At 71.5% G+C, this 12,328-nt stretch carries 12 protein-coding genes, 1 other RNA gene and 1 pseudogene; 7 read left to right on the top strand and 7 right to left on the bottom strand.

Features of this window, described 5'->3' with window-relative positions; all coding sequences use genetic code 11:
• Nucleotides 1-65: 65 nt before the first annotated feature.
• Nucleotides 66-1,223 (bottom strand): hypothetical protein, encoded by a 1,158-nt coding sequence (locus tag AC07DC_RS33450; RefSeq protein ID WP_478918249.1) that lies wholly within the window; start codon nt 1,221-1,223, stop codon nt 66-68.
• A gap of 280 nt (nt 1,224-1,503) precedes the next feature.
• On the opposite strand from AC07DC_RS33450, the pseudogene AC07DC_RS33455 reads away from it, so the two are divergent.
• From AC07DC_RS33455 to AC07DC_RS33470, 4 genes and pseudogenes are all read left to right on the top strand, one after another.
• Nucleotides 1,504-1,971: pseudogene (locus AC07DC_RS33455) on the top strand (ABC transporter substrate-binding protein); the annotation flags it as partial.
• A gap of 243 nt (nt 1,972-2,214) precedes the next feature.
• A complete protein-coding gene (locus tag AC07DC_RS33460; RefSeq protein ID WP_478918250.1) occupies nt 2,215-3,150 on the top strand; it encodes a Nif3-like dinuclear metal center hexameric protein in 936 nt (311 codons plus the stop codon).
• Entirely contained in the window at nt 3,147-3,890 is a 744-nt protein-coding gene (locus AC07DC_RS33465; protein ID WP_478918381.1) for a zinc ribbon domain-containing protein, read from the top strand. The genes AC07DC_RS33460 and AC07DC_RS33465 overlap by 4 nt, the downstream gene beginning before the upstream one ends.
• Nucleotides 3,890-5,122 carry a bifunctional RNase H/acid phosphatase gene (locus tag AC07DC_RS33470; protein WP_478918251.1) on the top strand — a complete coding sequence of 411 codons (1,233 nt, stop codon included), beginning with the start codon at nt 3,890-3,892 and terminating at the stop codon, nt 5,120-5,122. Before AC07DC_RS33465 ends, AC07DC_RS33470 begins: the two co-directional genes overlap by 1 nt.
• A 148-nt stretch (nt 5,123-5,270) precedes the next feature.
• On the opposite strand, the gene eda is transcribed toward AC07DC_RS33470, so the two are convergent.
• A complete protein-coding gene (eda, locus tag AC07DC_RS33475) occupies nt 5,271-5,888 on the bottom strand; it encodes a bifunctional 4-hydroxy-2-oxoglutarate aldolase/2-dehydro-3-deoxy-phosphogluconate aldolase (RefSeq protein ID WP_478918252.1) in 618 nt (205 codons plus the stop codon).
• A gap of 106 nt (nt 5,889-5,994) precedes the next feature.
• On the bottom strand, nt 5,995-6,783 hold the full coding sequence (gene yaaA / locus AC07DC_RS33480) for a peroxide stress protein YaaA (RefSeq protein WP_478918253.1): 789 nt from the start codon (nt 6,781-6,783) through the stop codon (nt 5,995-5,997).
• A gap of 67 nt (nt 6,784-6,850) precedes the next feature.
• Between yaaA and AC07DC_RS33485 the strand changes: the two genes are divergently transcribed.
• Nucleotides 6,851-8,377 (top strand): RNB domain-containing ribonuclease, encoded by a 1,527-nt coding sequence (locus AC07DC_RS33485; RefSeq protein ID WP_478918254.1) that lies wholly within the window; start codon nt 6,851-6,853, stop codon nt 8,375-8,377.
• Nucleotides 8,378-8,395: 18 nt separating this feature from the next.
• An RNA gene (gene rnpB, locus AC07DC_RS33490) (RNase P RNA component class A) lies at nt 8,396-8,801 on the top strand.
• 76 nt (nt 8,802-8,877) lie between these two features.
• Here rnpB and AC07DC_RS33495 read toward each other — a convergent pair.
• From AC07DC_RS33495 to AC07DC_RS33510, 4 genes are all read right to left on the bottom strand, one after another.
• The gene (locus tag AC07DC_RS33495; RefSeq protein ID WP_478918255.1) at nt 8,878-9,357 is read right to left on the bottom strand and encodes a hypothetical protein; all 480 of its coding nucleotides are present in this window, start codon (nt 9,355-9,357) and stop codon (nt 8,878-8,880) included.
• 54 nt (nt 9,358-9,411) lie between these two features.
• Nucleotides 9,412-9,768 (bottom strand): molybdenum ABC transporter substrate-binding protein, encoded by a 357-nt coding sequence (locus tag AC07DC_RS33500; protein WP_478918256.1) that lies wholly within the window; start codon nt 9,766-9,768, stop codon nt 9,412-9,414.
• A 52-nt stretch (nt 9,769-9,820) separates the two neighbouring features.
• Nucleotides 9,821-10,561, bottom strand: a complete 741-nt coding sequence (locus AC07DC_RS33505) for a nucleotidyl cyclase domain-containing protein (protein ID WP_478918257.1) — start codon at nt 10,559-10,561, stop codon at nt 9,821-9,823.
• Nucleotides 10,562-10,675: 114 nt separating this feature from the next.
• Entirely contained in the window at nt 10,676-11,353 is a 678-nt protein-coding gene (locus AC07DC_RS33510) for a hypothetical protein (protein WP_478918258.1), read from the bottom strand.
• A 233-nt stretch (nt 11,354-11,586) separates the two neighbouring features.
• Between AC07DC_RS33510 and AC07DC_RS33515 the strand changes: the two genes are divergently transcribed.
• Entirely contained in the window at nt 11,587-12,261 is a 675-nt protein-coding gene (locus tag AC07DC_RS33515; protein ID WP_478918259.1) for a Crp/Fnr family transcriptional regulator, read from the top strand.
• Nucleotides 12,262-12,328: the final 67 nt, after the last annotated feature.

A 12,328-nucleotide genomic window follows, 5' to 3' on the forward strand; every position in this document is an offset into this window, starting at 1 on the left:
CGAGGGGTCCGGATGCGTAGCCCTCGGCGAGTGTAGTCGGCGGCCGCGTCCGGTGATCATCGGGGTTACCGCGCCCGCGCAATGGTGAGCGGGGCCTGCTGGAGGGGGAGCACGGACATCGGCTGCGGCGCGTCCCCGGCGGGCCCGCCGACCGCGGCGGCACCGTCGATGGCCGCCCGTGCGGCGCCCGCGACGGCCGGTACGGGAGCCGCGGCCGGCGCCTCGTACTCGCTCAGCCCGAACGGCCAGCGCTCGCATGCGTACGGCAACCGCAGGGAGCCGCGCCCCGACCAGAGCCCGGTGCCCGCGAGCCAGCCCTCGGGAGCGGTGAGCCAGGTCACCGTCCGCTCGCCCGGCCGCCAGACCACGGGCGCGGACCCGTCCGGCCCCTCGGCGCGCAGCGCCACCGCCGACGCCTCCGGCATCAGTATCTGGCCGGGCTGTGCGGCGAACGGCGTGAGGACCGTGTCCTCCATGCGCAGCGCCTCCGGGAAGCGCACCGGCCGCCGGCTGCCCAGCACGCCCCAGCCGAGCCGGTCGGTGCCGGGGGCGTCGCTGCGCAGCAGGAGCAGCCCGCTGTCGGGCTCGGCGAGCAGGACCCGGTCGTTGCTGTCCTCGGCGATCTGCAGCAGCGGGGTCATCTCGCCGCGCCGCAGGTCGACGGCGACGGCCTTGGTGCGACCGCCGTCCGGGCCGACGCGGTCGAGGGCGAGCAGCCCGCCGGCGCGGTCCAGCCAGACGCCGCCGGTGCAGCGGCCCGGCACGGTGGCCAGTAGTTGCGGTCCGCCGCTGTGGTTGCCGCCGCCGCTGCCGCAGACGAGCCATACCTGGGTGGCACCTTCGGTGTGGGCGAGCGCGAAGGCCGCCCCGGCGACCGGCGGCAGCAGCCGTACCTCCTCGCCCTCCAGGGATTCCAGGGAGCCGAGCGGCAGCTCGCCGGTGCCGGGCCCGGTCGGGTAGAGCAGTGCGAGGTCGAAGCGCTCGGCGACGCGGCGGCGGATGAGCACCCGCCCGTCGGGCAGCGGCAGTACTTCGGTGCCGGGTTCCTCCGGCTGGTTCCCGGGCAGCGGGACGGTGTACGGCTCGGGGCCGGCCAGCGTCCAGCGCTCGGGGTACCAGCCGCCGTCACCCGACTCGGTGAGGCAGGCCGCGTACGAGCCGTCGGACGCGATCGTGAACCGCGCCCGCAGCACCGTGGCCCTCTCGATGGCACAAGCCGTCATGTGTGGTCCACCTCCGGAACCGACGCTAGTTTTCGCACTTCCGGACGATCAGCGCGAGTCGGTGCAGTTCACACGTAAGGGTGGCGCTTCTTCCGTTTACCCGAGGATCGGGCGCTGGTTGTGATCCGTGACCGGAACCACATCTTCCGGACTTGGTGGACGGCGCAGAGCGGAATGTAAGGCAAGGCTCGCCTAGCCATCCCTCAGGTACCTCTCTGCCTCCAGGAGTCCTTTCATGTCTCTTCGGCGCCGCGGCACTGCCGCAGTCGCTCTCGCAGTCGCCGCCGCGCTCGACAGGAGCGCGGCGGCGGACGCGAAGCTCGCCGCGTACGACACCAAGGCCAAGGCGCTGGGCGCCGCGCTCGGAACGTCCAAGCCGACCGTCTCGATGGTGCGCTACCTGCCCGACGGCAAGATCCGGCTCTACGCGGGCGCCTCGTTCATCGGCACGATCCTCAAGGACGCCGGGATCCCGCGCCCCAAGAACCAGCAGATCGACGACCTCGCCACCGAGATCAGCGCGGAGAACATCGACCAGGCCGACGCCGACCACGTCTTCACCGGCGTCTACGGCGACGCGAAGGCCACCGACAAGGCCAAGGCCCAGGACAACCCGCTCTGGAAGAACCTGAGGGCGGTCAGGGCCGGCCACGCCTCCGACGTCCCGGACGAGACCTGGTACCTCGGCCTCGGCGTCACCGCCGCCGACCAGGTCCTGGCCGACCTGCGCTCCCGGCTCGTCAAGTAGCGGGATCCGCGGGCGGCCGATGGCGGGATCCGCGGGCGGGCCAGTAGCGGGATCCGCGACGGTTCGGTGGCGGGATCTGCGACGGTGCGGTGGTGGGATCCGCGACGGTTCGGCGGCGGGATCCGCGCCGGTGCGGTGGTGGGATCTGCGACGGTGCGGTGGTGGGGTCCGCGGCCGGCCGGTGGCGGGATCCGGCCGCCCGCGATTCCGGTCGGCGCGGGGGAGGGCGGTAACCTTCCTACCGTGCCCTCACTGTCCGACGTCATCGCCGCGCTCGAAACCCTCTGGCCCCCTCATCAGGCCGAGCAGTGGGATGCCGTGGGCCTGGTCTGCGGCGATCCCGGGGCGGAGGTCACGCGGGTGCTGTTCGCCGTCGACCCCGTCCAGGAGGTCGCCGACGAGGCCGTACGGATCGGCGCCGACCTGCTGGTCACCCACCATCCGCTGTACCTGCGCGGTACGACGACGGTCGCGGCGACCGGCTTCAAGGGCCGCGTCGTGCACACATTGATCAAGAACGATGTGGCCCTGCACGTCGCGCACACCAACGCCGACCGCGCCGACCCCGGAGTCTCCGACGCTCTCGCCGGCGCCGTCGGGCTGCGGATCACCGGCCCGCTCGTACCGGACGCGACCGACCCGTCGGGCCGCCGCGGTCTCGGTCGTATCGGTGAGCTGGACATTCCGCTCACCCTGGCCGAATTCGCCGCCCGGGCCGCCCGCGGCCTGCCGCGTACCGCGACCGGGCTGCGCATCGCCGGGGACCCGGAGCAGCTGGTCCGCACCGTCGCCGTCTGCGGCGGTTCGGGCGACGGCCTCTTCGACGACGTCCGCGCGGCGGGCGTCGACGTCTACCTCACCGCGGACCTCCGCCACCACCCGGCCTCCGAGGCCCAGCAGCAGGGACTGTCGTCCGACGGTAGGCCGGCGCTGCTGGATGCCGCACACTGGGCAACCGAGTGGCCGTGGTGCGAGCAGGCCGCGGGCCAGCTCGACGAGATCTCGGACCGGCACGGCTGGGCCCTGCGGACGTATGTGTCGCACCAGGTCACCGACCCGTGGACAGCCCACGCCCCCGCCCCGGAAGCTTTGTCCACCACCTCTTCGTCCCGCCAGTCGCCCGAAGCCACCCCGACGAGCGCCTCGCGCCCGCAGTCTCACCCAGGAGCCCCCCGCTGAACGCCGCCCCCGCCGACCAGATCCGCCTCCTCGAAGTCCAGGCGCTCGACTCGCGTATCCAGCAGCTGGAACACAAGCGGCACCACCTCCCCGAGCACGCCGAGCTCGACCGCCTGAACGCCGATGTCACCCAGCTGCGCGACCTGCTCGTCGCCGCGCAGACCGAGGAGAGCGACACCGCCCGCGAGCAGGTCAAGTCCGAGCAGGACGTGGACCAGGTGCGCCAGCGCGCCGCCCGCGACCAGCAGCGGCTCGACTCCGGCGCCGCGGCCTCCCCGAAGGACCTGGAGAACCTGCAGCGCGAGATCGTCTCGCTCGCCAAGCGGCAGAGCGACCTCGAGGACGTCGTCCTGGAGGTCATGGAGCGCCGCGAGACCATGCAGGAGCGGGTCCAGGAGCTCTCCCACCGGCTGGAGTCCGTGCAGGCCAAGGCCGTTGAGGCCGAGACCCGCAAGGCCGTCGCGCTGGGGGACATCGACGCCGAGAGCTCCAAGGCGGTCAAGGAGCGCGAGATCGTCGCCGGCGCCGTCCCGGCCGACCTGCTGAAGCTCTACGACAAGCTGCGCTCGCAGCAGGGTGGCGTCGGCGCCGCCCGGCTCTACCAGAAGCGCTGCGAGGGCTGCCGCCTGGAGCTCAACATCACCGAGCTGGGCGAGGTGCGGGCGGCTCCGGCCGACGCCGTCGTCCGCTGCGAGAACTGCATGCGCATCCTGGTCCGTACCGCGGACTCCGGCCTCTGATGGCTCGTGGTTTCGTCGTCGAGGCCGACGGCGGGTCCCGGGGCAACCCGGGCCCCGCGGGGTACGGCGCGGTCGTCCTCGACCCGGCGACCGGCGAGACCCTCGCCGAGGCCGCCGAGTACATCGGTCACGCCACGAACAACGTCGCCGAGTACCGGGGTCTGATCGCCGGGCTGCGGGCCGCCAAGGCCCTCGATCCCGAAGCCGCGGTCCGGGTCCGGATGGACTCCAAGCTCGTCGTCGAGCAGATGTCGGGGCGCTGGAAGATCAAGCACCCGGACATGCGCCCGCTCGCCGCCGAGGCCAAGTCCGTACTGCCGGCCGGCCAGGTGACGTACGAGTGGATCCCGCGCGAGAAGAACAAGCACGCGGACCGGCTCGCGAACGAGGCGATGGACGCGGGCAAGAAGGGCAGGCAGTGGGAGCCCAACGCTCCCATCGTCCGCAGCGAACTCGGGCTGGGCGGCGGCCAGGACACCGGCGGCGTCGAGCTTTCGGAGCAGGGTTCGGCTCAGGTCCCGGGCCAGGATCCGGGCCAGGTCCAGGGCCCGCTTCAGGACGCGCTTCCGGAGACCGCACCGAGCGCGGGCTGGTCTTCGGCCGCCGACCTCGGGACGCCCACCACGTTCGTCCTGCTCCGGCACGGCGAGACGGCTCTCACGCCCGAGAAGCGGTTCTCGGGCAGCGGCGGTTCCGATCCCGACCTGTCGGAGAAGGGCCGCTGGCAGGCCCAGCAGGCCGCGAACTCGTTCGCGGCCCGGGGCACCGTGCAGGCGATCGTCAGCTCCCCGCTGGCCCGCTGCCGGCAGACGGCGGAGGCCGTCGCGACCCGCCTCGGCCTCGACGTACGGATCGACGAGGGTCTGCGCGAGACGGACTTCGGTGCCTTCGAAGGGCTCACCTTCGCCGAGGTGCGGGAGCGTCATCCGGCCGAACTGGACGCCTGGCTGGCCTCGGCCAAGACCTCCCCGCCCGGCGGCGAGAGCTTCGCGGCGGTCGCCCGCCGGGTCGCGCTCTCCCGCGACAAGCTGATCGCGCGGTACGCCGGGAAGACGGTGCTGCTGGTCACGCACGTCACCCCGGTCAAGACACTGGTCCGGCTCGCGCTGGGCGCGCCGCCCGAGTCCCTGTTCCGCATGGAGCTCTCGGCGGCCTCCGTCTCGGCGGTGGCCTACTACGCCGACGGCAACGCCTCGCTGCGCCTGCTCAACGACACGTCGCACCTGAGGTAGTCCGGGGGGCCGAGCGGCGGTGGCCTTGCCCGCCGGCCCTTGCTCGCACCGGCCTTGCTCGCCTGTTTGCCGCCTGCCTGCCCGCCTGATTGCTCGCCTGCCTGCCTGCCTTGCTTTGTCGCCGTCCGGCGCGTCCGGCCCTCCGGGGTCAGCCGCGCAGGGCGGCGGCTTCGCGTGCGAGGGCCTCGACGCGTCCCCAGTCCTTGGCGCGGAGCGCCTCGGCCGGCAGCATCCAGGTGCCCCCGACGCAGCCGACGTTGGGCAACGCCAGGTAGCGCGGCGCGGCTGCCGCGTCGATCCCGCCCGTGGGGCAGAACCGCGCGAGCGGCAGCGGTGAGGCGAGCGACGTCAGATACGCGGTGCCGCCGGCGGCCTCGGCCGGGAAGAACTTCAGCTCCGTTATGCCGCGTTCCAGCAGCGCGACCACTTCCGACGTCGTCGAGACGCCGGGCAGGAAGGGCAGCCCCGAGGCGCGCATCGCCTCCAGCAACCGGTCGGTCCACCCCGGGCTCACGAGGAAGCGGGCCCCGGCGGCGACCGCCGCGTCGACGTGCTCGGGCGTCAGCACCGTGCCCGCGCCCACGACCGCGTCCGGGACCTCGCGCGCGATGGCGGCGATGGCGTCGAGCGCGGCGGCCGTCCGCAGGGTGACCTCGATCGCGGGCAGCCCGCCCGCGACGAGGGCGCGGGCCAGCGGTACGGCGTCGGCGGCGTCCTCCAGGACGACGACGGGGACGACGGGGGCGAGGTCGAGGACGGAAGTCATGCCCGCCATCCTGCATGCGGCCCAGCATCATGCGCAACGAGCGTTGCACATGATGCAATACGCGTTTCCGCGGCTCGTGTGTCGGCGCGAGCCGGTCCCCGCAGGCTCAGTGGATCTCGGTCACCAGCACGTCGAGCTTCCCCGGCGCCTGCTCCTCGATCACGAAACCCAGATCCCGCAGCGTCGCCGCGAGCTTCACCGGAGTCTTCGGCTTCGCGCCCGACTCCAGGAGGGCGCGCACCAGCCGGCCCTTGGTGGCCTTGTTGAAGTGGCTGACGACGGACCGCTTCTCGACGCCGTCGACCACCGTCACCTGCAGCACTCGCACGGTGGCCGTCAGCGCCGCGAGCTCGCTCCGCGGCTTCGGCTTCCACGCGCTCGCGTACGCCGACGACCGCAGGTCCAGCACCAGGCCCTCACCGGCCGCCTCCGGGACGACGCCGGCCATAGGCTCCCGCCAGTACGCGCCGAGCGCGCCCAGCGCGGGCAGCTTCACCCCCATCGAGCAGCGGTACGACGGGATCCGGTCCGTGATCCGCACCGCGCCCCACAGCCCCGAGAAGACCAGGAGGGAGTCCTTCGCGCGCCTGCGGGCGGCGGCGCTCAGCGTCGCGAGCCCCAGGGCGTCGTAGAGCACGCCCGTGTACAACTCCCCGGCCGGCAGCGTCGGCGCGGTGAGCAGCCCCGCGTCCTTGGCGACCTCGCCGCGCAGCCCGGGGCTCAGCCCGAGCACGTCCGCGGCCTTCTCCTCGTCGCCCGAGCACAGCTCCACCAGCTCCGCCAGCACCGTCGACCGCGTCCCGGTCAGCCCGGGAAGCGAGAGCGACCCCAGCTCGACGGCGGGACCGGCACCCACGGTGGCCTTGCCCTCGGACGGCGGAAGCAGGACGAGCACAGCAGTTCTCCCTCGGACGGACCAACACGAACCGGATGCAGCCTACGGCCCGCCATACGCTCACTTCATGCCCCGCCGCCACCTGCTCGTCCCGGCCGCCGACGGAACCCTGCTGCGCGACGCGCTGCGTGAGCTGCGCGTCCGGCTCGACGTGCCGGGCGACTTCCCGGCAGCCGTGCTCGCCGAGGCCCGGCAGGCGGCGGAGAACCCCCGGATGCCGGAGCTCGACGCCACCGACATCCAGCTCTTCACGATCGACCCGCCGACGTCCACGGATCTCGACCAGGCCATGCACCTCGCCCGCCGGCCGGGACCGGGCGGGGCAGGGGTCGGGGCCGGGACTGGGACTGGGACTGGGACTGGGGGCGGGGGATACCGGGTGCACTACGCCATCGCCGACGTCGCGGCCTTCGTCACGCCCGGCGGCGCCCTCGACGCCGAGGCGCACCGCCGCGTCACCACTCTCTACTTCCCCGACGGACGCGTCCCCCTCCACCCCCAGATCCTCAGCGAGGGCGCCGCCAGCCTGCTCCCCGGCCAGGACCGCCCCGCCCTGCTGTGGCGGATCGACCTCGACGCAGCCGGCCAGGTCACCGCCACCGATGTCCGCCGGGCGCGCGTCCGCAGCCGCGCCAAGCTCGACTACGCGGGCGTCCAGCGCTCCATCGACGACGGCACCGCTGAGGAGACCGTCGCCCTCCTCAAGGAGATCGGACTGCTGCGCGAGCAACTCGAACGTGACCGTGGCGGTATCTCCCTCAACGTTCCCGAGCAGGAGATCGAGCAGCGCGCCGACGGCGACGGCTATGTACTCGAATACCGCGCCGTACTGCCCGCCGACGGCTGGAACGCCCAGATCTCGCTGCTCACCGGCATGGCCGCCGCCGACCTGATGCTCCGGTCCGGCACCGGCATCCTCCGGACGCTCCCCGCCGCCCCCCAGAGCGCCGCCGACCGGCTCCGACGCGTCGCGGAGGCCCTCCAGGTCGACTGGCCGGCGGGCGCCCCGTACGCCGATGTCATCCGCTCCCTCGACCCCCGGCGCCCCAACCACGCCGCCTTCCTGCAGGAGTGCACCTCCCTGCTGCGCGGCGCCGGCTACACGGTCTTCGACGGCGCCGCCCCCGAACACGCGGAACACGCCGCCGTGGCCGCCCCGTACACCCACTGCACGGCCCCCCTGCGCCGCCTCGTCGACCGCTACGCCGGCGAGCTCTGCGTCGCCGCCGTCGCGGGCGAACAACCCCCGGACTGGGTCCGCGCCGCCCTCCCCGACCTCCCCAAGGAAATGGCCGAGGGCACCCAGCACGCCAACCGCGTCGAACGCGAATGCGTCGACCTGATGGAGGCGGCCCTCCTCAGGGACCGGGTCGGCGAGGTCTTCGACGCCTTCGTCATCGACCTCGACGAACGCGAACCCGGCAGCGGCACCATCCACCTCGACGACCCCGCCGTCGTAGCCCGCATCGAATCCCCGCCGCCGGCCCCCGCTCTCCCCCTCGGCCACCACCTCCGAGTCCGCCTCACCGAAGCCGACCCCACCACGTCAACGGTCCTCTTCGCCCCGGCCCAGCAGCCCGGGCACGTCGACTAGGATGGGCGGCACGGCGGACGAGCCGGCCGGGCGGTCGCGGCGGGATCCTTGTGATCCTTCCGAGGAACGTCCGGGCTCCACAGGGCAAGGTGGTGGGTAACGCCCACCCGGGGTGACCCGCGTGCCAGTGCCACAGAAAACAGACCGCCGGGAGCCGCAAGGCACCCGGTAAGGGTGAAACGGTGGTGTAAGAGACCACCAGCGTCCAGGGTGACCTGGACGGCTAGGTAAACCACACCTGGAGCAAGGTCAAGAATGGGCCGCCGCAAGGCAGCTCTGCGCGGATGACTGAGGGCTGCCCGCCCGAGTCCGCGGGTAGACCGCACGAGGCCGGCGGTAACGTCGGTCCCAGATGGATGACCGCCTCCCCATGGCCCGCAAGGACCACGGGAGACAGAACCCGGCGTACAGGCCGACTCGTCCGCCGCCTGTGCTTTTCTCGGTGGTCCGGCGCCGCCCTCGCCCCCGCTCGCCTCCGAGTGGGGGCTGGCCCCCGGGGGTTACCAGAAGAGGATGCGGAAGCGGCCGCCTCGGAAGATGTAGGTCGCGTAGCAGCCGCTCAGGACGGCGACGACGAACTTCCAGAGGAACGTTCCGAAGGTTCCGGAGCTGAAGCTGCTGTTCAGGAGGAATACGCAGACGATCGCCCAGAAGCCTCCGTAGATGACGCGCGAGAAGACTTCGCGAGCGCCCAGCGGGGCACGGAGCGGGGCGTTCTGCGGGGTGGTGTAGCCCAGGTGGTCGGAGAGGGCGGGGCTGATGGTCGGTGGGGTCATGACCGGGGGTTGGCTGGGCTTGGCCGGTACGGGGTAGCCGAGTCCCTGGAACAGGTCGGGGCCGGGCCGGGTTCCGGTCTGCCGGCTGCATCCGGGACACCGGCCGCCCAGCGCGCGCTTGTTGAAGTGCGGGCAGTCCCGGTTGAGGCAGGTGGACTGTCCGGGCCGGGCCTCGTTCGGAGCGTAGGCGGGTTGTTCGGGCATGGCTTCTCCGTGGTGGTGTGATGGCCTTCCGGGTTTACCTTTTGGTCTCTGCGGTCAGCTGAGGCTGAGGCCGAGAGGATGGCCGCAGAGAGCGGCCACGTTCGTGGTGGCGTTCATGAGTGCGGCACCGTTGGTGGAATCCGAATCCGCGATTTTCTGCAGGCTTTTGGCGTCGCCCGCCAGATTGTCGGGACCCGGATAGCGGTCCGCCGCATCCGCCAGGTCGCCGGCGCTGTTGAACACCGCGTTGTCGAAGAAGCCGTTGGCGCCCAGGAGTTTGCGTCCGAGGGTGCTGTAGTTGTCGCAGACCTCGTCCTTCGTCGACGGGCCTTTCGACGCGCAGTTGCCGAGCGTGAGGACCAGCAGCACCGTGATGGCCGTGGTCCCCAGAATGCGTGTGGTTCCGGGCATGGGAATTCCCCCCTTGGATCGAACCCGATGTGCTGTTCACCCCCGGTGACGGTCAGCCGGGGCGCTGCCACCAGCGCTGCCGCCCGCTGCCGTAGGTGATGTCCCCGCCGGCGATCGTTCCGCGCGACATGTTCAGGTCGCCGCCCGCCCGGAGGGAGACACCGCGCGCCGGGGCCCCGGCCCCTGGCGCGGCGGATGCCGCTTCGACCGCTTCGGCCGCTGCTTCGCGTGCCACATTGCGGGCGCTCTCGCCGTCGCCCGCGACATGCAGCCATGCTCCGGCCCGGGTCTCCTTCACCCGTACGTCCACCGCGTGGAACGAGACCGGGTCGATCCCCTCGTAACCGCCGCGTACGACGCCGTCGTAGATGGCGTCCGAGATCAGCAGGGCGCTGTCGCTGCGCGCGCTGCGCAGCGCCTTGCGGAGGAGGTCGCTGTCGACGAGCCGGAAGGCGTGGTTCACCGCGTGCCCGCCGATCCCGTTCGGGTCGAAGTGCACTTCGCCGGCGTGGACGCCGATGCGGACGCGCAACAGTGGATCGCTCCGCCGCCGCAGCGCGAGAGCGGCGTCCAGGCGGGGCAGGACGCCGCCGATGATCGCGGACTTCGGAATCCCGGGCGGGACCACGATCAGCAGGCCGTCACCGCGGTCCTCCTGCCGGCACTGGTCCCACAGGCCCACGCCGAAAGCGCTGCGGAACTCCTCGTACATGTCCCTCCGGGTACGCATCTGTTCGGTGTCGCTGCGGCCGGAGAACGCCTCGACATCGCCGACGATCACCGTCGCGTGCATGGGATTGGGCATATCCCGGACCCCCCTGTGTTTCCGTGTATCCGTGTACCCGTCCTGTGTGTCCATGGCCGATGTCCGCGGCTACTGGACGCCTGCTGGATGACGTCCGGATGCCTACTGGATGGGGATGCCGCCGAGCTTCAACTGCCCGTTGGTGGAGTCGACCAGGGACAGGAAGACTCCGCCGGCCAGCTTGACCATCCCGTAGTTCCCCGCGCTCATCTGCCAGCGGCCACCGGACCACACCAGCGGCACCGAGCCCTGCTTGGCGTTCTGCCACGTCAGCGGCACCTGGGCGTCCGTACCCGACACGAGCGCCTGGCCGACGCCGATCTTGTCGACCTGGTTGCGGTACTCCTGCGAGCGCCGGTCGAACTGCCCCTGCATCGACCGGGCGCAGCCGGCGTCGCTCGGCGCGACGATGGCGCACCAGGAGGTCGCGTCGGCGCTGCGCTCCGCCTTGCGGATCTGGTTCGCGGTGCCCACGGCGCCCTTGGCGCCGCTCTGGGTCACCACGGAGAGGTCGACGCCGGAACCGGGCGAGCTCGTGAGGTTGACGCCTCCGTAGATCACCAGCGAGAGCGTCACTCCGGAGAGCGCGATGGCCGCCAACGGATGCCTTCGGACGACCTGCTTGATCTTGACGAGGTCGCCGCCGACGATCGTGGCGTGCTGGAAGTCGGCGTCTCGGCCGACCTGGATGTTCGCGTTGCTGCCGCCGCCTCCCGCGTTGTTGTGAATGGACTGCGAGGTCGGAGGTGGTACGGGTCTCTGCTGCGCCTCATGCGACAAGGGACTCTCCTGGCACGGTTCTGGCACCGTCACTGGTGCTGGCGCACAGCTGAGCAGTTCGATCCCGGACGCTGAGCGTCAAGTGACATATAAGAGCCAAAGAACCATGAGATTTTACAAAAGGTGACGAAATATCAGATCATGTGGTACGGCTCCATCTGTCCTGTTGTACGCCGACAACTGAATATGCAATGTGCCCACATAGCCGTACTTCTCGGCGCGATACTGGCTGCATGCCGGCGGTGCGATTCTGGGATGTCCTCAGTGAAGCGGAGCGGTCCGAGCTGACGAAGCGCGGTCGCTGCCGCCACTATGCGGAGGGCGACCAGATTCTGCCCTCGGCCAGGGACGACGGCTGGACAGCAGTGATTATGAACGGCAAGTGCCGCGTGGTGGCGCACCACGAGAACGGCACCGGCGCGTATCTGGCGGTACGTCAGGCCGGCGACATTCTCGGGGAGATGGCCGCGATCTCGGGGGGCCGGCGTTCCGCGACGGTCGTCGCAGTGTCCGCGGTGGCCGTCCGGGTGTTCCCGAAGTCGATCTTCCAGCAGTTGATGGAGACCCATCCCCTCCTGCGGCAGCACCTTCTCCTCGTCCTCATCGCCCGGTTACGGGAATCGGACCAGTGCCAGGCCGATCTTTCGGTGGGGGGCTCGCAACTCCGGCTGACCCGGCTGGTGCTCCGGATCGCCGACGCCGAGGGCGTCCGCACGGACCAGGGCATCGAACTCAGAGGGTTCACACGGCTGGACCTGGCCAACTGGTGCGGCAGCAGCCGTGAGTCGGTTCAGCGGCATGTGAAGGCGCTGACGGAGTTGGGCATCCTGGGCCCGGTGCGGGTACGCCAACGGCTTGTGGTGGTCGACCTGGAGAAGCTCCGGAAGTGCGCCGAGAAAACCGGGTGAATCCCTCCGAGCCGGTCATTAGAGTCGGTCATGTCCAGGTGCGCAGGCCGGGGTTACTTCCAATGTT

It is taken from the genome of Streptomyces sp. NPDC045021 (assembly GCF_056432645.1).